General features: G+C 47.6%; 17 protein-coding genes. 15 read left to right on the top strand and 2 right to left on the bottom strand.

What is annotated here, in order from left to right:
- Nucleotides 1–163 precede the first annotated feature (163 nt).
- From A8806_RS10995 to A8806_RS10965, 7 genes are all read left to right on the top strand, one after another.
- The gene (locus A8806_RS10995; protein WP_109731247.1) at nucleotides 164–523 is read left to right on the top strand and encodes an ArsR/SmtB family transcription factor; all 360 of its coding nucleotides are present in this window, start codon (nucleotides 164–166) and stop codon (nucleotides 521–523) included.
- Between the two features lie 66 nt (nucleotides 524–589).
- Entirely contained in the window at nucleotides 590–2,446 is a 1,857-nt protein-coding gene (locus A8806_RS10990) for a heavy metal translocating P-type ATPase (protein ID WP_109731246.1), read from the top strand.
- A gap of 12 nt (nucleotides 2,447–2,458) precedes the next feature.
- Complete coding sequence (locus tag A8806_RS10985) at nucleotides 2,459–3,016, top strand: tetratricopeptide repeat protein (RefSeq protein ID WP_109731245.1); 558 nt, start codon at nucleotides 2,459–2,461, stop codon at nucleotides 3,014–3,016.
- A 20-nt stretch (nucleotides 3,017–3,036) separates the two neighbouring features.
- Nucleotides 3,037–3,603 carry a tRNA 5-(aminomethyl)-2-thiouridylate-methyltransferase MnmM gene (mnmM, locus tag A8806_RS10980; protein WP_109731244.1) on the top strand — a complete coding sequence of 189 codons (567 nt, stop codon included), beginning with the start codon at nucleotides 3,037–3,039 and terminating at the stop codon, nucleotides 3,601–3,603.
- Between the two features lie 136 nt (nucleotides 3,604–3,739).
- Nucleotides 3,740–4,153 carry an RrF2 family transcriptional regulator gene (locus tag A8806_RS10975; protein ID WP_109731243.1) on the top strand — a complete coding sequence of 138 codons (414 nt, stop codon included), beginning with the start codon at nucleotides 3,740–3,742 and terminating at the stop codon, nucleotides 4,151–4,153.
- 55 nt (nucleotides 4,154–4,208) lie between these two features.
- A complete protein-coding gene (gene hflX, locus A8806_RS10970) occupies nucleotides 4,209–5,450 on the top strand; it encodes a GTPase HflX (protein ID WP_109731242.1) in 1,242 nt (413 codons plus the stop codon).
- Between the two features lie 10 nt (nucleotides 5,451–5,460).
- Nucleotides 5,461–6,813: an MATE family efflux transporter gene (locus A8806_RS10965; protein WP_109731241.1), complete on the top strand. Its 1,353-nt coding sequence runs from the start codon at nucleotides 5,461–5,463 to the stop codon at nucleotides 6,811–6,813.
- Here the strand turns inward: A8806_RS10965 and pduB are convergent, their stop codons facing one another.
- Together pduB and ymfI are read right to left on the bottom strand one after the other, a co-directional pair.
- Nucleotides 6,814–7,542: a microcompartment protein PduB gene (pduB, locus tag A8806_RS10960; RefSeq protein WP_109731240.1), complete on the bottom strand. Its 729-nt coding sequence runs from the start codon at nucleotides 7,540–7,542 to the stop codon at nucleotides 6,814–6,816.
- A gap of 30 nt (nucleotides 7,543–7,572) precedes the next feature.
- Nucleotides 7,573–8,304: an elongation factor P 5-aminopentanone reductase gene (gene ymfI / locus A8806_RS10955; protein ID WP_109731239.1), complete on the bottom strand. Its 732-nt coding sequence runs from the start codon at nucleotides 8,302–8,304 to the stop codon at nucleotides 7,573–7,575.
- A gap of 215 nt (nucleotides 8,305–8,519) precedes the next feature.
- Here ymfI and A8806_RS10950 point away from each other — a divergent pair, with 215 nt between their 5' ends.
- The 8 genes from A8806_RS10950 to A8806_RS10915 all read left to right on the top strand — a co-directional run bounded on the left by A8806_RS10950 (nucleotide 8,520) and on the right by A8806_RS10915 (nucleotide 18,800).
- Complete coding sequence (locus tag A8806_RS10950) at nucleotides 8,520–12,350, top strand: efflux RND transporter permease subunit (RefSeq protein WP_109731238.1); 3,831 nt, start codon at nucleotides 8,520–8,522, stop codon at nucleotides 12,348–12,350.
- Nucleotides 12,343–12,903, top strand: coding sequence for an HD domain-containing protein (locus A8806_RS10945; RefSeq protein WP_109731237.1), 561 nt, complete (start codon nucleotides 12,343–12,345; stop codon nucleotides 12,901–12,903). Before A8806_RS10950 ends, A8806_RS10945 begins: the two co-directional genes overlap by 8 nt.
- A 52-nt stretch (nucleotides 12,904–12,955) precedes the next feature.
- Nucleotides 12,956–13,969 carry an asparaginase gene (locus A8806_RS10940; protein ID WP_109731236.1) on the top strand — a complete coding sequence of 338 codons (1,014 nt, stop codon included), beginning with the start codon at nucleotides 12,956–12,958 and terminating at the stop codon, nucleotides 13,967–13,969.
- Nucleotides 13,970–14,057: 88 nt separating this feature from the next.
- Nucleotides 14,058–14,843: a ParA family protein gene (locus tag A8806_RS10935; RefSeq protein WP_109731235.1), complete on the top strand. Its 786-nt coding sequence runs from the start codon at nucleotides 14,058–14,060 to the stop codon at nucleotides 14,841–14,843.
- An 8-nt stretch (nucleotides 14,844–14,851) separates the two neighbouring features.
- The gene (locus A8806_RS10930) at nucleotides 14,852–15,808 is read left to right on the top strand and encodes an AraC family transcriptional regulator (protein WP_109731234.1); all 957 of its coding nucleotides are present in this window, start codon (nucleotides 14,852–14,854) and stop codon (nucleotides 15,806–15,808) included.
- 17 nt (nucleotides 15,809–15,825) lie between these two features.
- On the top strand, nucleotides 15,826–16,779 hold the full coding sequence (locus A8806_RS10925; protein WP_109731402.1) for a PHP domain-containing protein: 954 nt from the start codon (nucleotides 15,826–15,828) through the stop codon (nucleotides 16,777–16,779).
- 17 nt (nucleotides 16,780–16,796) lie between these two features.
- Nucleotides 16,797–17,666 carry a D-psicose 3-epimerase gene (locus tag A8806_RS10920; RefSeq protein WP_109731233.1) on the top strand — a complete coding sequence of 290 codons (870 nt, stop codon included), beginning with the start codon at nucleotides 16,797–16,799 and terminating at the stop codon, nucleotides 17,664–17,666.
- A gap of 174 nt (nucleotides 17,667–17,840) precedes the next feature.
- Nucleotides 17,841–18,800, top strand: coding sequence for a substrate-binding domain-containing protein (locus A8806_RS10915; RefSeq protein WP_181368666.1), 960 nt, complete (start codon nucleotides 17,841–17,843; stop codon nucleotides 18,798–18,800).
- Nucleotides 18,801–18,802 lie beyond the last annotated feature (2 nt).

Below are 18,802 nucleotides of genomic sequence, written 5' to 3'. Positions count from 1 at the left end.
CTTCGGCCGGGAGTCATTGCTATATTCGGGAAGGTCTGTATATTTTTATTCATTTAATGGGGTATTGCTGCCCATTTAAAGTCGCCTGCGGCAGGGTGCAGCGCTTGACCTGATGGTGGATTTCACGTATAATAAATTCTGAACTTGAAGGGAGATTCCATATATGGAAAAAATAGAAGTAGAACATTGTGATTTTGTTCATGTACATGAGGATGTGGTGGAGAAGGTTCAGGCACACATGCCGGAGGCGGAAGAACTTCAGGATCTGGCAGATTTTTTTAAGGTGTTTGGAGATTCTACCAGAATCAGAATCCTGTACGTACTGTTCCAGTCAGAGATGTGTGTATGTGATCTGGCACAGACGCTTAATATGACACAGTCTGCGATCTCACACCAGCTTCGTGTACTTAAGCAGATGAAGCTGGTTTCGAACCGGAGGGAAGGAAAGACTGTGTTCTATTCGCTTGCCGACGGGCATATAAAGACAATTATGAATCAGGGAATGGAACATATCAGAGAGTAAGCACGGGGATATAACCTGACAGCATGCCCCGTATAAGACAGCATGTAAGAAAAAGAGGGGGCCGCAATGGCAAAAGAAGTAAAAAAGAAATGCATTGAAATCGGGATCGGTCTGGTTTTATACATCAGTGCATTATTGGCAGTCAGACACTGGGATCTTTTTGGGAAGACAGAGCTGATATTGTATTTACTGCCGTATCTGGTGGTGACGGTTGGGATTTTTCAGGATATGGCAAAGAACTTCAAAAAACTGCATATTTTTGATGAGAACCTATTGATGCTGCTGGCGACGATCGGGGCATTTATTATTGGAAAATATACGGAAGCTGTAGGGGCGATGCTTTTTTTCCAGTTTGGAAAGATGGTGGAAGTGATTTCTCTGACAAGGACGAAGAAGTCGATTGCCAGATTTATGGATATCCGTCCTGAGTATGCAAACCGCAAGACACATGGCCGTGAAGAAAAGGTACATCCAAGGGAACTTAAGCCGCGTCACATTATTGTGATCAGGCCCGGGGAGAGGATACCGGTGGATGCGGTTGTTACGATGGGAACAAGCATGGTGGATACTAAGGCGCTGACAGGTGAATCAGAGCCATGTGAAGTAAAGATCGGAGACAGGCTTTACAGCGGGAGCATTAATATCAGCGGTGTGCTTGAGGCACGTGTATCAAAGGTTTATGCGGATTCCACCGCATCCAGAATTATTAATCTGGTGGAGAACGCGAATAATAATAAAGCGAAAAGCGAGAACTTTGCGGACCGGTTTACGAGGTTTTATACACCGGCAGTTACCTTGCTCGGGATTCTTGTCATGATCCTTCCTCCGATGATGATATCAGGAGATGCGGAGACGTGGGTATACCGCGGTCTGATTTTTCTTGTGGCAGCCTGTCCGTGCGGACTGCTTGTCTCTGTTCCGCTTGCGTTTTTAGGAGGGATCGGGGCGGCATCCAGACAGGGGGTGCTGATTAAGGGGAGTAATTTTCTGGAAGCACTCTCAAAGACAGAGACTTTCGTATTTGATAAAACCGGAACACTGACCGAAGGTGTTTTCCATGTAAAAGAGATATGCCCGAAGCATATGGATGCGGATGAACTTCTCGAGCTTACAGCATATGGGGAAGCATATTCAAACCATCCGATCGCAGTTTCGCTTAGGGAAGCCTATGGAAAAGAGATCGACGGCAGGAGAGTGGAAACGATTAAGGAGTATTCTGGTTTCGGTGTCAGGGCCTATATTGACGGGAGACAGGTCTGCATCGGCAATTCGAAGTTCATGAACCGGCAGGGATTATTCTATCAGCCGGTGCAGGCGATTGGGACTGCCGTGCATGTAGCTGTGGATGACCAGTATGAGGGATATATCCTGATAGCGGATGTCCTAAGGGACGATGTGAAGTGGACGATCCACTGGCTGCAGAAGCACCAGCTTGAGGCTGTCATGCTGACAGGGGACAATGAGCGGGTTGCAGATGATGTGGCGAAGCAGCTCGGGATAGATTATGTCTATGCGAATCTGATGCCGGAAGAAAAGGTGGATCAGGTCAGAGAGTTCATGGAAAGCCAGATGGAAGAGGAGAAGCTTGCGTTTGTAGGGGATGGCATCAACGATGCCCCGGTACTGGCGCTTGCTGATATCGGCATCGCAATGGGCGGTCTGGGAGCGGACGCTGCCCTGGAAGCGGCGGATGTGATACTGATGGAGGATGAACCCTCGAAGATCGTGAATGCCATTAAGATATCGAAAGGAACCATCCGTGCCGTGAAGCTGAACCTGATATTTGCAATCGGGATGAAGGTAGTTCTGCTGCTGTTAGCGGTTTTCGGATATGTAACCATGCAGAATGCGATTATTGCCGATATGGCAGTGATGCTGATTAATATATTGAATTCTTTCTGGGTACTGAAGTACCCGGAATAAGAGGAGAGCTATATGAAAAAAGGGATTGTTTGTATGATTCTTGCTGCTTTTATGCTGACCGGCTGCAAGGACAAGTTAAATTATATAGAGCAGGGGACGCAGCAGATGGAGGAGCAGCAGTATGAGGAAGCCGTATCTTCTTTCCAGAAGTCTTTAGAGGAGAAGGAGGATGCCGCGGAAGCATACAGGGGGCTTGGCATGGCCTATTATGAGCAGCAGGATTATGAGGCGGCGAAAGAAGCGTTTCAGAATGTTCTGGACAATGAAGGGGATGAAACCCCGACACTCTATAACTTTATCGGCGTATGTTCCATGCAGCTTAACGATGTGGAAGGGGCGCTGGATGCATTTCAGAAAGGAATAGCGCTTTCCGGGGAAACGGGCGGGAAGAAAGATGAGGATGCCCCTGATTATACCGAGGTTGTCCGGGAAATGAAGTATAACGAGATTGTCTGCTATGAAAGGCAGCAGGATTGGGAGACTGCGGGGGCGAAGGCAGAGGAATATCTGGCTGCGTATCCGGATGACAAGGATATGCAGAAGGAAGCAGAATTTTTAAGAACAAGATAGTTGCATTCTGGGAGTTTCATATGAAATATAGTTATAGGATTACAGATTACTGCCACCGGTTTCTGGAGCAGTATATAGAACCGGGGGATATTTGTGTGGATGCCACTGCGGGGAACGGCAATGATACAGAGTTCCTCTGCAGGCTCTGTGGGGAAGACGGCATGGTATATGCATTTGATATACAGGAAGAGGCGATTCTTGGCACAAAAGAACGGCTGGAGAAATGCGGTTATGAAAACAGATTCTGCCTGATACATGACGGGCATGAAAAGATGGGAGAATACGTGAAAGAAAGCGTATCTGCCATCGTTTTTAATTTTGGCTATCTGCCGGGGGCGGACCATGCAGTCGCGACAAAGCCTGACACGAGTATCCGTGCGGTCGGGGAAGGGCTTAAGCTTCTGAAGAAAGATGGGATCATGAGCCTGTGTATTTACAGTGGGAAGGATACAGGGTATGAAGAGCGGGATGCTTTACTTTCCTATTTAGAGTCTCTGGACCCGAAACGCTGGCTGGTCATTGTTAACCAGTATTTTAACCGGAAGAATGACCCCCCGCTGCCGGTATTTATTATCCGGTTAAAATAGACGTTACTGTTTACAGGTTTGCCTGTGAAAATAAAAATTAGGGTGGTATTTTTTAAAAAATGAATTATAATATAAAAGGAAAACTGTTACCAAAAAGTTAACGGTTAGAATACAGTATGATTAGGAGTGGGAGAAGATGACAAGTGAATTTTCGGTTGCAGTGCATGCCCTTGTATTTTTAAATCACAAAGGATGTGTATATTCCAGTGAGGGACTGGCAGAAAATATCTGCACGAACCCTGCAAGAATACGCAAGGTTATGGCAAAACTAAAAAAGGCAGAGCTGGTAGAGACAAAAGAGGGGATCGAGGGCGGCTATCATTTTGTAATGGACAGCAAAGACGTGACGCTATATATGATTGCAGATGCGCTGGACTTTACCTTCGTATCATCAGGCTGGAAAAGCGGCAGCTCCGAGATGAAATGTCTGATAGCTTCAGGAATGGGAGGACTCATGGAAGAAGTCTATGAAGACTTGAACCAGCGGTGTCTGGCGCGTTTGAAGGAAATAACCATAGCAGATCTGGATAAAAAAATATTCAAATCTTGAGAATATTCTGAAAATGAAGGGCAAAGGGGTCAGACCCCTTTGAAAAGGTTAATATATGCCGGTATATGAAATGCAGGAACAGGAAGAACGTATGGTTCTTGTTGGTATTCAGGTGAATGAGTATGAGAAGACGGAGGAATCGCTGGATGAGCTGGCGGAACTTGTGAAGACCGCGAATGCGTCTGTGGCGGGACGGCTGATCCAGAAGAGGGAGGCAGTCCATCCGACTACTTATGTGGGAAAAGGCAAGATTCTGGAACTGAAGGAGCTGCTCTGGGAGACGGAGGCGACGGGGATTGTCTGTGACGATGAGCTGAGCTCTGTGCAGCTTCATAATCTGGAGCGGGAGCTGGAATGCAAGGTGATCGACAGAACGCTTTTGATTCTGGATATTTTTGCGGCCAGGGCGACCAGCAGCGAAGGAAAGATTCAGGTGGAACTGGCCCAGTTGAAGTACCGGGCGGCCCGCCTTGTGGGGCTCCGGGATTCGCTGTCGCGTCTGGGCGGAGGGATCGGCACGAGGGGACCCGGGGAGAAGAAGCTGGAGATGGACCGGCGCCTGATCAGGGGGAGAATCGGCAAGCTGAAAAGGGAACTGGAAGAAGTCGAGCAGCACAGGGAACTGATCCGTACACAGAGGAAGGATTCCCACATGAAAGTGGCGGCGCTTGTCGGCTATACATCTGCCGGAAAGAGCAGTATTGAAAATGCATTGACTGATGCCGGGATCCTGGCAGATGCAATGCTCTTTTCTACGCTGGATACCACGACAAGAGTGCTGGAACTGGACAAGAAGCAGGAGATTCTTCTGACGGACACGGTCGGGTTTATTAATAAACTCCCGCATCATTTGATTGAGGCTTTTAAGAGTACGCTCGAGGAAGCAAAGTATGCAGATATCATCATTCATGTGGTAGACGCATCCAATCCCCAGATGGATAATCAGATGTATGTGGTCTATGAGACACTCAGGCAGCTCGGTGTGGAAGGAAAACCAGTTGTCACGCTGTTTAATAAGCAGGATAAGCTTGAAGGGACAGGTAATTTCCGGGATTTTCAGGCGGACTATTCGATCCTGACTTCGGCGAAGACGGGACAGGGGCTTGAAAAGCTTAAGGAAGTGCTGCTGGAGATTATACGGAAGGAGCAGATCTATATAGAAAGGCTGTATCCGTTTACAGATGCAGGTAAGATTCAGCTTATTCGTAAGAATGGACAGCTGCTGGAAGAAGAATATGTGCCTGAGGGGATTTCCGTGAAGGCATACGTTACAAAAGAAATTTATGGAAAGATTTGAGAGTGATTAAATGAGTGAAAAACAAAATCCACTGGCATCAGCGCCTCTCGGAGGGCTGATTGCCAAGTTTGCAGTGCCGGCAGTGATCAGTATGCTGGTGAGTGCATTATATAATATTGTAGATCAGATATTTATCGGACAGGGCGTTGGTATGCTGGGAAATGCGGCAACCAATATTGCATTTCCGGTTTCCATTATAGCAACGGCGACGGCACTCCTCCTTGGAATCGGAAGTGCATCCAACTATAATCTGGAGATGGGGGCCGGAAAAGAAAAGCGGGCCAGCGAGATTGCCGGAACAGGGCTTTCGATGCTGGTTATTTCGGGAACTGTGATAGGTGTGGTCATACTGCTATTTTTGGAGCCGCTCCTTCACGTCTTCGGCGCCACAAAGGATGTCCTGCCCTATGCGTTGGATTACACGGGCATTACGGCACTGGGACTGCCGTTTTTTGTACTGACAACCGGGGGCAACCATATTATCAGGGCCGACAGAAGTCCTACATATTCTATGGTATGTATGCTGACCGGGGCGATCCTGAATACCATACTCGACCCGGTGTTTATTTTCGTATTCCACTGGGGAATCAAGGGGGCGGCAGCCGCTACGATTATCGGGCAGATTGTTTCTGGGCTGCTTGTCATTTTATACTTTGCAAAGTTCAGGAATATGGAACTGAAAGCCTCGTCATTCAGGCCGAAAGGAGAATATCTGAAAGCGATTGCCGCACTGGGAATGGCCTCCTGTTTTAACCAGATCGCAATGGCGGTTGTCCAGATTGCGATGAATAATACGCTCCGCCACTATGGCGCCTCATCTGCCTATGGGAGCGATATCCCGCTCGCCTGTGTGGGGGTAATTTCCAAGGTCAACAGTGTATTTATGGCAATCTGTATCGGTATATCACAGGGATGCCAGCCAATCTGGGGATTTAACTATGGGGCAAAAAATTATAAACGGGTGCGGGGAACTTACAAGAGGGCCGCTGTTTTGTGTACTGCAATCGCAACCTTGTTCTTCCTGTGCTTTCAGATTTTCCCGAGACAGATTGTCAGCATATTCGGAACCGGAAGTGAAGCGTACTTCCACTTTGCGGACCGTTACCTGAAAATATTTATGTTTATGACGTTTGCAAACGGAATCCAGCCGATGTCATCCGGATTCTTTACTTCCATCGGGAAGGCCAGACTGGGAATCGTGATGTCCCTGACAAGGCAGGTACTCTTCCTGCTTCCGCTGATCTTAATATTCCCTCTCTTCATGGGGATCGACGGTGTTATGTATGCGGGACCGATTGCAGATGCAGCGGCAGCATCGCTTGCTGTTATATTTGCGGTGAGAGAATTGAGGAAAATGAAATAACTACCGCAGATAAGGGACGGAAGGTGTTTCTGGATAACTTCCCAATGATATGAGCAGTTTAAGCCCCGTCTCACGTGCGGTGAGGACTGCATTTTTCACTGCGCTCGCATCTCCTGTGACTGCGACGATGACCTCGTTGGAATGACTGGTGCCCTTGTCGGGAGTCATATACTTGATAATCTCCACAGGGGAGGATTTCACTGCAAGGTCAGCCATTACAAGCCCGATAGCAGCCGGAGATCCGCAGAAGAAACCAAAAGCCTTGCCGACCGGCGCATTGAATGCCATATTCAGCGCCTGGCCGGCATTTGCAGAGAATGTAAATTCCAGATGCCCGGCCTCGCTTATATAGAGTTCTCCTGCATATTTCCCGGTATATTCGAGTGCAATCTCCACGGCCCTGCGGACATCGGAGACATTTTCACCGCCGATGATGATAAAGTTGCCGTGGCCGCCCCATCCTTTCGTATCTCTCGGGAGTTCGATGGATACGACCTCGGTATTGGTGGATTTTACTGCTTCGTCTACAGCGTTGATCTGCCCGGCAGCGCCCGTACGGGAGCTGATCAGCCCGAGACTCGGGTAAGACGTTGAGAGATTCATCTGCTCTTGCAGGGCAGGCGTAACTCCCGGTATGACAAGTCCGATCGTATCAAGTACTGTAGTACCGACAAACTCTGTCATGGTACAGTCCACAGGTATTCTTTCGATATCTTTTACTTTCAGCATAAAGAAACTCCTTTTTATAATTCTAACGTGTTAAATAAACCCTCCGTCCAGTCCGATCACCTGTCCGGTCATGTAATTATGGTGTTCTGCCAGATCGATCACCAGTTCTGCGACTTCTTCCGGGGTGCCGAACCGTCCCGCAGGCACCTCATCCATAAGCAGCAGGCGGTCTTCTTCTGACAGCTGTGCATTCATGGCAGTGTCAATGACCCCACAGGCAATGGCATTCACCTGGATATTGCTTGGCGCCAGCTCTTTTGCCAGTGCTCTTGTCAGCCCGTTTACGCCGGATTTTGCAGCCGAATACGCGGCCTCACAGGATGCGCCGGAGGTTCCCCACATGGAAGAAATATTGATAATCCGGCCGGATTTTTTTGATACCATATAAGGGACTGCTGCACGGGAGCAGTAGAATACAGAGGAAAGATTCGTTCCCAGAACCGTCTCCCAGTCAGTGTCTGTCATATCGGTCAGCAGGCCAATATAAGCCACGCCCGCATTATTGACCAGAACATCGAGTCCGCCGCAGGTATTGCTGATCTGTTGGAAGATGCACGCTACCTCGGATGACCGGCTGATATCACCCGGCACACACTGGCACATACCACCATGTGAAAGGATTTCATCACGGACCAGATGAAGTTCCCCGAGGGAACTTTTACAATTTATAAATACCTGATAACCATGCCGCGCAAATACAAGGGCGCAGGCCTTTCCGATTCCCCGGGAGGCCCCTGTTACCAGTACGGATTTGTTTTTCATAAATGTCTCCTTGTGATTCATGGGATTCTTTTGCTATTATATCTTATCCGTGAAATTTTGTATAGCTAATTTCCCTAAAGTTTTCCTGGTTTCGGGTCTGTTTGAAAGCACGATGGGAAAGAGAAATGTTGTTGTGATTCGTCCTGCCGTGTGTTATGATTTCTTTATAAATCGGGTTTTTCCCGATGTGATTACGAGAAAAAGAGGTAGTACCAATGTTATCTAAGTTCAGTGTGAAGAGACCGTATACAGTGGTTGTTACTGTTGTATTGATTCTGATTCTGGGATTTGTGTCTTTCGATAAAATGACGGTGGATCTTCTGCCGGACATGAATCTCCCTTATGCCATTGTCATGACTACATATCCGGGAGCCAGTCCCGAGGAGGTGGAGACTGCGGTTACAAAGCCGGTGGAACAGGCGATGGCTACGATCAGCAACATCAAGAATGTAAGTTCATCATCAAGGGAAAATGCATCCACAGTCATTTTGGAGTTTGAACAGACAGCCAATATGGACTCGGCCACGATCGAGATGAGGGAAAGTCTGGACCAGATAAGCGGCTACTGGCCGGATACAGTAGGGAACCCTATTATTATGAAACTGAACCCTGCCATGATGCCTGTCATGATACCGGCCATCAGTGTGGACGGGGCTGAACCGTCAGAGACGACAAGGATTATAGAGGAAGAAGTCCTTCCGGAGATTGAGAGTCTGGAAGGGGTTGCGTCAGTCAGTACATTCGGAGATGTGGAACAGACAATCCGTGTTACGGTAAAGGAAAATAAAGTAAGTAATGTAGACAGCTCCATTCAGGGGCAGCTGGACAAGAAGTTTAATGAGGCATCCGACGCTCTGAATCAGGCAAAAGCGCAGATGGAAAGCGGAAAAGCGCAGCTTGAAGACGGGAAGAACCAGGCTGCCGGACAGATGGCGCAGGCAGAGGAACAGCTAGCTGTGAGTGAATCCGAACTGGCACAGGGAAAACTGGAAGTCAGCACGAAGATGAGTGAACTTGAACTGGCGGAGGTGGCACTGGAACAGTTTCAGGCACAGGTTGATGCCAGCGAACAGGCATTGCTTGAACAGAAGCAGGAGCTGGAAGAACTAAATGCAGGCAGAGAGCAGATCGAAGCAGAATATCAGCAGGTACTTCAGGCAATCGCGGAAAACGGAGAAACTTCAGAACTTCAGATTGCGAGGGCGGCTCTGGCCGGGAAACTGGCCCTTCTGGAGCAATACGACCAGTCAATGGCAGTTATCGACCAGGGACTGGCCCAGGTTGCGGAAGGCAGACAGACGATAGCGGATAAGCAGGCGGAACTTGCACAGGCAAAGGAGATGCTGACCCAGGTGCAGGACCAGTTAAATGCAGGAACCCTTACACTGGCCCAGGCGAGGGCACAGCTTAGCAGTGCACAGCTCGAAGGTGCACTTCAGATGAGTGAGGCTTCTGCACAGCTCGCTGTCGGTGAGGCTGAATTAAAGAGCAGGGAAGAAGAACTGAAATCTGCTAAAGAGCAGGCGAAAGCAAGTGCGGATGTCAAATCCATGCTGACTGCGGAGATGATACAGACGGTACTGACAGCGCAGAACTTTAACATGCCGGCAGGGTATGTAAAGGAAGACGGGATCGATTATTTAATCCGCGTCGGAGATAAATTTGATTCAATAGAGGACCTGAAGAATCTGGTTCTGGTTGATATGGAAGGCATTACCCCCATCAAGCTTTCAGATATTGCCGATGTGGAACAGACGGATAATGCGGCGGACACATATGCCAAGTTAAATAAAGAGAACGGGATCCTGCTCCAGGTGCAGAAGCAGACCGGCTATTCTACGGGGGATGTGACAGACCGCATTCTGGACAGGTTTGAACAGATCCAGAAGGAAAACAAGGATATAAAAGTGGTAGTCCTGATGAACCAGGGCGTGTATATTGACATGGTAATCGGGTCCGTTCTCCAGAATCTGGTATTCGGTGCAATTCTGGCGATTCTGATCCTGCTGCTGTTTCTAAAGGATATCAGGCCGACTTTTGTAATTGCCTGCTCCATCCCGATCAGTATACTGGCGGCCATTGTCCTGATGTATTTCAGCGGGGTTACGATGAATGTGATTTCACTTTCAGGACTTGCCCTCGGCGTAGGGATGCTGGTGGACAACTCGATTGTTGTCATTGAGAACATTTACCGGATGAGAAATGAAGAACATGCCACAGCAAAGGAAGCCGCAATCAAGGGTGCACAGCAGGTAGCAGGTGCGATCATGGCATCTACGCTGACGACGGTGTGTGTATTCCTTCCGATTGTATTTACGGAGGGTATTGCAAGACAGCTTTTTGTTGATATGGGACTGACCATCGCATATTCGCTGCTAGCAAGTCTGGTCGTTGCACTGACGCTTGTGCCGATGATGTCGGCCGGACTGCTAAAGAGAACAGAGCAGAAGGAATCCGGATTTTTCCATCATTTGAAGAATGGTTATGAAAAACTTCTGCGGAAGGCACTGCGTTTCAGGCCTCTTGTCCTGGCCGGGGCACTGGCGCTGTTTGTCCTGAGCGGGGTTCTGGCAATATCCAGGGGAACTGCTTTTATGCCGGATATGCAGAGCACACAGATTAGTATGTCGATCACGACACCGGAGGGAACTTCTCTGGAAGATACGGCGAAGGCAGCCGATCAGTTTACTAATCAATTAATGAAACTGAAAGATATTGGTGATGTAGGCGGCATGGCTATGAGTGGCGGAATGATGGGCGGCGGGAACACTGTCACGAATCAGGTGGAATTCTATGCCCTGCTGGCCGAAAAGCGGACAATGTCTGATGAAAAACTGCAGAAATCAATAGAGAAGATTGCAAAAGAGGAAGGTGTCGAACTCTCGATCAGCATGTCCGACATGGATATGAGTGCGCTTGGTTCTTCCGGAATTTCTGTCCAGATAAAGGGCCGTGATCTGGATCAGCTGCAGAGGATGGCAAAAGAAATTGCTGAAATCGTGCAAAATGTGAAGGGAACAAAGAATGTCTCGGACGGTTTGGATGAGACGACGGAGGAACTCAGGGTCGTTGTAGATAAGAAGAAAGCGATTTCCCATAATTTAACTGTCGCCCAGGTGTATCAGGAACTGGCAAAGAAGCTGAAAGACCCGGCTTCTTCTACCAGTCTGGACCTGGATACGTCATCCATCGGTATTATTGTGGCAGAGCAGAAGAATCAGGACCTGACAAGAGAGTCTGTCCGGGACCTGAAACTGGATGTGACGAAGCAGGATGGTTCAAAAGAACAGATTGCCCTGAAGGATATCGCTTCGTTCGAGACAGGCTACGGGCTGCAGTCGATCTCGAGGGATGCACAGAGCCGGTATATGAATGTGACGGCGGAGATTGAAGAAGATGACAACATCGGTCTGGTGAGCGGGCGTGTGGAAAAGGCCTTGAAGAATTATAAGCTGCCGGACGGTTATACGATAGAGATGAAGGGAGAGGACGAGACAATTAATGAGACAATGACAGAGCTGTTTAAGATGCTCGGGCTTGCGGTTGTGTTTATGTATCTGATCATGGTTGCCCAGTTCCAGTCTTTAAGATCTCCGTTTATTGTCATGTTTACTGTACCTCTTGCATTTACGGGAGGTCTGTTCGGATTGTGGATGACAGGAAGTCCGGTCAGCGTGATTGCCATGATCGGTTTTGTAATGTTATCCGGAATTATTGTAAATAATGGTATTGTGTTCATTGATTATACGAACCAGCTGACTGCATCGGGAATGGAGCAGAAGGAAGCTCTAGTGGAGGCCGGAAGGACAAGGCTGCGCCCGATTATCATGACGGCCCTGACGACGATCCTTGGGCTGTCGACAATGGCACTCGGGTTTGGTTCAGGGGCGGATATGGTTCAGCCGATGGCGATCGTAACAATCGGCGGTCTCATATATGGAACTGTGTTAACACTGTTTGTGGTACCGTGCATCTATTCTTTATTCCATAACAGGGAAAAGGCGAGATTGCGGGAAGGCATTGAGGAGGAGCAGGAGAATGATTGATGAAGCCATTGAATTTGCAGCAAGAGCACATGAGGGGCAGTTTCGGAAAGGGACGAAGCGGCCGTATATTGTGCATCCGATTGAAGTGGCAGATATTGTGGCAACTATGACACAGGATGAAGATATCATCTGTGCCGCGGTCCTTCATGATACGATCGAGGACTGTAAGGGAGTAACGGAAGAGATTTTACAGGCAGAATTTGGGGAACGGGTGGCTGCGATGGTCCGGCAGGAAAGTGAGGACAAGTCCAAAACGTGGGAGGAACGGAAAGGGACTACGATCCGCCACCTGAAAGATGCGCCGATGGAAATAAAGATGATCGGGCTGGCTGATAAGCTGTCGAATATGCGCGACATTGACAGGGATTATCCGGCAGCGGGAGAAGATTTGTGGAAGAGGTTCCGCATGAACAGCAAGGCTGCAATGGGATGGTATTATAAGGGGATCCGGGATGCCCTGAAAGAGGATTTCAAAGGGATACCGGTTTTCGAAGAATACTGTGCACTTGTCGAGAAAAACTTCGGCAGTGAACCGGCTTCTCTGGAATGGTAGAAGAAATCAAATCAGTGTTTTTTAAAATAAAAATGATCTGGGGGCAGATAAAATGAAGAAATGTATTTTGATGTTGGGGACAGGCGGGACGATTGCCTGTAAACATACGGACGGAGGGCTGAGTCCGGCTATCACATCTGAGGAATTAGTGGGGTATATTCCGGATGTAGAGGAATTTTGTGAGGTACACACGGTCCAGGTATGCAATGTGGACAGTACGAATGTGACTCCTGAGCACTGGAGCATGGTGAGCAGGGCGATTGAGGAGAATTATGAGAAGTATGACGGGTTTGTGGTGTGCCACGGTACAGATACACTTGCCTATACAGCCGCGGCGCTGTCCTATATGATCCAGAACTCCAGAAAACCTATCGTCATAACCGGGGCGCAGAAACCGATCGATGTCGAGAACACGGATGCAAGGATGAACCTGCTGGACAGCTTCATCTATGCAGCGGATGACGGATCCCGGGACGTCAATATCGTATTTGACGGTAAAGTGATAGTCGGAACAAGAGCCAAAAAAGAGCGTGCAAAAAGTTACAACGCGTTTTCCAGCATAAACTTTCCATATCCGGCGGTCATTCAGGACCAGAGGGTGATCCGTTACATTCCGCCGGAGGATTATAAAGGCGGTGTACAGTTTTTCCATGAGATGAATAACAGCATCTACGTGCTGAAACTAATCCCGGGACAGAATCCTGATATTCTGGAGTATGTATTCGATAAATACCAGTGTATCGTAATCGAGAGCTTCGGAGTAGGCGGTATCCCCGAATATCTTGTGACAAAATTCTACGAAGTCATGAAAGACTGGGAGTCCCGCGGCAAACTGGCAATTGTTGCAACACAGGTCGTAAAAGAAGGCAGTAACATGATGGTATACGAAGTTGGGAAAAAAGTGAAACAGGATTTCGACCTGCTGGAGACATACGACATGACCCTTGAGGCAACCATTACAAAAGCCATGTGGCTGATGGCCAGAAAGCATGACGGGTATGAAGAGATGAAGAGAGAGTTTTACAGGATGATCAACCATGATATAATGGGAAACGGACAAGCCTGATTAAAGTTAGGCGGATATAACTTAAGAATATTCTGAAAATGGAGAGCAAAGGGGTCAGACCCCTTTGAAGTTCCCGCGGAGGTACGAGATGGATAAGACGAGAGTGATATGTTTTGCGAATAACAAAGGAGGAAGTGGGAAGTCCACGACATGTTCGAATGTGGGCTATGGACTGACCCGGCTTGGATATAAAGTGCTTTTGATTGACGGGGACATGCAGCTGAATCTTTCCCTCTCGCTATTTGACGAGGACCAGGTGCTGGCGTTTGCACAGGGGGAAAAGAATCTTTACGAAGGAATCAGGAAGCAGGCTGACCTTACGGATTATATTGTGCATTCACCATATGAAGGGCTGGACCTGATCCCGTCATCGACGCTGATGAGCTCCATTGAATATGAATTATTTACAAAGTGGCAGAGGGAATACATACTGAGAAAATGCCTTGCAACGGTTAAAGAGGCGGGAACATATGACTATATTCTGATTGATGCCCCGCCGACGCTGGGGGGATGGGTCATGAACATCCTGTGTGCGTCGGATGAGGTGGTGATTCCGGTAGAATCGACTCCGTGGGGACTTTTCGGGCTCGGGAATATGTTTGAATTTCTGGAAGAGGTAAAACAGATTGCTCCTGAATTAAAACTGGGCGGGATTGTGATCACGAAGGTGGATACAAGGAAAAATTATTTTAAGCAGACACTGGATAGCTTAAAAGAGCTGGAAAATGTGAAAGTTTTTGATACATATATCCGTGTAGACAGTGGGATTGAATGGTCCCAGGACAATAATGTGCCGATCATGGCATATAAGAAGAGCAGCAGAAGTGCTGCGGAATATATGGAACTTGCAAAAGAAATCGCAGAACAGAAATAGGTGAGTAGATGCATCCGGAATTGATCAAAGAACTGTCAGTAATCACGGAGGAAGAACAAAAGATACTGGATGGGAAGGACGGGATCGATCCACATCTTTATACAGAGAAGAAAGAACTGATTGTGGATTGTGAGAAGCTTTTAAAAAAGGGAAAGCTGATCCAGGTCAGGCCGCATACCCGTTTTGTCCGGTTTCCGAAGCACCGGCATAACTATGTAGAAGTAATCTATATGTGTCAGGGCTCTACGACGCATATTGTGGATGGGGACGAGGTGGTTCTGGAAGAAGGGGACCTGCTCTTTCTGAATCAGAATGCCGTGCAGGAGATCCTTCCCGCCAGAGAGGAAGATATTGCCGTAAACTTTATTATCCTGCCGGAGTTCTTCAACATGGCCTTCTCCATGATGGGGGAGGAAGAAAACATGCTGAAGGAATTTCTGGTCGGGACTTTATGTGGGAAAAACGAGATGACGTCATACCTTTACTTCCATGTGGCTGACATACTCCCTATTCAGAACCTTGTGGAAAATATGGTATGGACGATCTTTTATGACCTTTCGAATAAGCGCAGCTGCAATCAGATCACGATGGGGCTCCTGCTGCTGATGCTGTTAAACCACATGGATAAAATGGAGACTGGCAGCAGCCGCTTCGATAAGGAATTGACCGGTGTGGTGCTCAGTTATGTGGAGGAGCATTATAAAAACGGCAGCCTTTCAGAGCTGGCGGAGATGCTGGGCTATGACGTATACTGGCTGAGCAGGGAGATCAAGAAACGGACAGGAAAGACATACAAAGAACTGCTTCAGGCAAAACGGATGAATCAGGCGCTTTACCTTTTGAACAGCAGTACTTTGCCGATACTGGATATCATCGAATCCGTCGGTTATGACAATACCAGTTATTTTTACCGGAAGTTTAAGGAAAAGTACGGGATGAGTCCAAAAGAATACAGAGAAAAATGACAGAGGCAGGGAAAAAGATGACTCACGCAAATTATACATGTGATCTGCACACACATTCGACGCGTTCAGACGGGGCGGACACGCCAAGGGAAGTAATCATGCGGGCAAAAGAAAACGGTGTAAAAATACTGGCGCTGACAGACCACGATATTGTTCCGGATGATACAGACATAGATGCAGCCGGGAACAGGGGGAGCCTGAGTGAATATGCGTCTTCCCACGGTGTTACACTTTTGCTCGGAACAGAAATTTCCTGTGATACGGATGTGGATGATGTACATATCGTCTGTCTGGGCTGTGACTGGCAGGATAAATGGTTTAAGGAACTCGAATATGATGTTGCTATATCGAGAACAGAAGGATATAAAGAACTGGTCAGACGCCTGAATGAAGATAAAATAGCTGTCAGTTGGGAAGAAGTACTGTATAACGGCGGCCATCCGGTGGAGGAGGATCATGTCCTGAAAAAGATGATTTTCGAATTGATGGCGAAAAAGGGATATACAAAGGACTGGAGTGAGGCAAAACTGCTTGTAAAGAATACAAAGCGCTATCAGGTAAAACGGAAGAAACCGGATCCGAAGACTGTCATTGAAATGGTCCACCGTACCGGCGGCATCGCCATTCTGGCCCATCCGTTCCTGATCAGCAGCCGTGTCATGAAAGATGGAAAGGTGACAGAACGCAAACGGTACATAGACGATCTCGTAAAAGCAGGGCTGGACGGGATCGAGGCATGCTACACGTATGATAAGACGAGCTATGAAGGTACTATGAATAAAACGGAAATAGAGACTTATATACGAGAGACTTATGGCAGCAGGGTACGGATTCTGTCAGGAGGGTCGGATTATCATGCAGACCAGAAAAAAGGTGTGGAAGACCCGCGGTATGTGGGGGAATGCGGAGTTACGGAAACATATTTTTACGAAAACGAGCTGCTGGCCGGACTGCTCAGATCAGGAAAATAGAAAAGGAGATAACATCTATGAAGTATGGGATTTATTTTGCATATTGGGAGAAGGAATGGGATGCAGACCAGGCAAGCTACATTAAGAAGGCAAAAGAGCTCGGTTTTGATATACTGGAGATTTCCTGTGCTGCATTGAAAGATATCAGCAAGGCCGGTCTGGACAGATTCAAAGAGACTGCGAAGGAATATGATATGGTCCTGACGGCAGGATATGGCCCGGCGGCAAATGAAAATCTCGCGTCTGCCGATGAGGCGGTCGTAAGACATGCCATAGAATTCTATACGGACATACTGGGAAAGCTGGAATATCTGGATATCCATACGCTGGGTGGCGGGATATATTCCTACTGGCCGGTTGACTATTCCAGGCCTATCGATAAAAAAGGGGACTGGGAGCGGAGCGTGAAGAATGTGCGCACAGTTTCCAGAATCGCAGAAGACTGTGGCGTAGATTACTGTCTGGAAGTATTGAACCGGTTTGAAGGCTACCTGCTCAACACAGCGAAAGAAGCGGTACAGTTCATTGAAGAGGTGGGCACGCCTGCCGTGAAAGTGATGCTGGACACTTTCCATATGAACATAGAAGAAGACAGCATGCCGGATGCGATACTGACTGCCGGAGATAAGCTGGGACATTTCCATGTAGGTGAGAATAACAGAAGAGTCCCCGGCAAAGGGAACATCCCGTGGGCCGAGATCGGCAAGGCGCTCGACAGGGCAGGCTATCAGGGAAATGTCGTGATGGAACCGTTTGTCCTTACCGGCGGATGCGTTGGAAGTGATATAAAAATATGGCGCGAAATGCTGTCAGACACAAGTCTGGAAAAACTGGATGAAGACGCGAAAAATTCGGTTCAGTTTTTGAGGCATGTGTTTGGAAGATAGTAAATGTGAAATAACAGCGGGTTTTTAAGGGCTGCCTATGTGCAATAGCATGCAGGCAGTTTTTTTATTATCTAAATAAGAATGTACATTCAACAAAATGGCGAAATCACACAAAGAAAAAGTAATACAATACGAAACCTGTATGCTATAATTATTTCAGATAAGGAGGCTGTTATGAAAAAGTGGGGGTTAGCGATCATCGGAATTATCTTAGCAGGTATGACTGTGTGTGGAGTTCTGGGAAAATATGAAAAAACAAAGGCGGAAGATCATGAAAATGTGCAGATCACGGTTTCTTTCTGTAACATAAAGAACCCAAGGACAACGGCCATATGGAAGGATGTTCTCGAGAATCTTGATCTTGCTCATTTTACAGTAGAGTGGAGAGATGCGGATTCAGATATGGAGAAACAGCAGACAGATATTCGGGAGTTGATGGAGTACAGTCCTGAATATCTCGTTGTAATGCCCGTAAAAACAATTGGTCTGGAAGAAGAACTGCGGAAAGTTTCAGAAACAGATACGAGGATAATTTTACTGGACCGCAGCATTGCAGGATCGAATGAAATTCCGATTCTGGCAGAAATAAGAACTGACCAGCATTGGGAAGGAGAGGTTTGCGCAAATCTGCTGAATCAGTATTTTGCCGGCAGGGAAGGGCAGATTCTTGAATTGAGAGGGGAAAGCGGTTCCTCGATCAGCAGAGAACACAGTACGGGTTTTAGAAATCAGCTGAGGGAATACGAAAATCTTGAAATCAAAGGCAGTATTGAGGGGAACGGGGACAGAGGAATTGCGCGCAATAATGTGATGAATTATCTTCTGAACAGCCCGGGGTCTATAGATGCTATATTTGCAGACACGGATGAGGATGGCATCGGGGCTGTCAGCGCTCTGGAAGAACTGGGGCTGCGAGGGCAGATTCCGGTGGTATCCATAAATGGAATCAAGGACATAAAGACTGCGATACAGGCAGGCGGGTATTTGGGAACCATAGAAGCTGTTCCCTATATGGGGAAAATACTGTCTGAACTGATCCAAAAAGACATGCAGGGAACAGAGATCAGTTATGAGAATATTTTACATGGAAGTATATTTACAAAAGAAAATCTGGATGAAATGCAGGGGTACTGATC

Source organism: Faecalicatena orotica, assembly GCF_003149245.1.
Classification (GTDB): domain Bacteria; phylum Bacillota; class Clostridia; order Lachnospirales; family Lachnospiraceae; genus Faecalicatena_A; species Faecalicatena_A orotica.
The sequence above is the reverse complement of the archived record's forward strand: the minus strand, read 5'-3'. Positions and strand labels throughout refer to the sequence as shown.

Excerpts from the sequence above, each read along its gene's own strand:
- A8806_RS10945 (WP_109731237.1), top strand. The coding sequence starts at position 12,343 with ATGATTGATGAAGCCATTGAATTTGCAGCAAGAGCACATGAGGGGCAG.
- A8806_RS10940 (WP_109731236.1), top strand. The coding sequence starts at position 12,956 with ATGAAGAAATGTATTTTGATGTTGGGGACAGGCGGGACGATTGCCTGT.
- A8806_RS10920 (WP_109731233.1), top strand. The coding sequence starts at position 16,797 with ATGAAGTATGGGATTTATTTTGCATATTGGGAGAAGGAATGGGATGCA.
- A8806_RS10975 (WP_109731243.1), top strand. The coding sequence starts at position 3,740 with ATGACAAGTGAATTTTCGGTTGCAGTGCATGCCCTTGTATTTTTAAAT.
- A8806_RS10985 (WP_109731245.1), top strand. The coding sequence starts at position 2,459 with ATGAAAAAAGGGATTGTTTGTATGATTCTTGCTGCTTTTATGCTGACC.
- A8806_RS10950 (WP_109731238.1), top strand. The coding sequence starts at position 8,520 with ATGTTATCTAAGTTCAGTGTGAAGAGACCGTATACAGTGGTTGTTACT.
- A8806_RS10965 (WP_109731241.1), top strand. The coding sequence starts at position 5,461 with ATGAGTGAAAAACAAAATCCACTGGCATCAGCGCCTCTCGGAGGGCTG.
- pduB (WP_109731240.1), bottom strand. The coding sequence starts at position 7,542 with ATGCTGAAAGTAAAAGATATCGAAAGAATACCTGTGGACTGTACCATG.
- hflX (WP_109731242.1), top strand. The coding sequence starts at position 4,209 with ATGCCGGTATATGAAATGCAGGAACAGGAAGAACGTATGGTTCTTGTT.
- A8806_RS10925 (WP_109731402.1), top strand. The coding sequence starts at position 15,826 with ATGACTCACGCAAATTATACATGTGATCTGCACACACATTCGACGCGT.
- A8806_RS10915 (WP_181368666.1), top strand. The coding sequence starts at position 17,841 with ATGAAAAAGTGGGGGTTAGCGATCATCGGAATTATCTTAGCAGGTATG.
- A8806_RS10930 (WP_109731234.1), top strand. The coding sequence starts at position 14,852 with ATGCATCCGGAATTGATCAAAGAACTGTCAGTAATCACGGAGGAAGAA.
- A8806_RS10935 (WP_109731235.1), top strand. The coding sequence starts at position 14,058 with ATGGATAAGACGAGAGTGATATGTTTTGCGAATAACAAAGGAGGAAGT.
- A8806_RS10990 (WP_109731246.1), top strand. The coding sequence starts at position 590 with ATGGCAAAAGAAGTAAAAAAGAAATGCATTGAAATCGGGATCGGTCTG.
- A8806_RS10995 (WP_109731247.1), top strand. The coding sequence starts at position 164 with ATGGAAAAAATAGAAGTAGAACATTGTGATTTTGTTCATGTACATGAG.
- ymfI (WP_109731239.1), bottom strand. The coding sequence starts at position 8,304 with ATGAAAAACAAATCCGTACTGGTAACAGGGGCCTCCCGGGGAATCGGA.
- mnmM (WP_109731244.1), top strand. The coding sequence starts at position 3,037 with ATGAAATATAGTTATAGGATTACAGATTACTGCCACCGGTTTCTGGAG.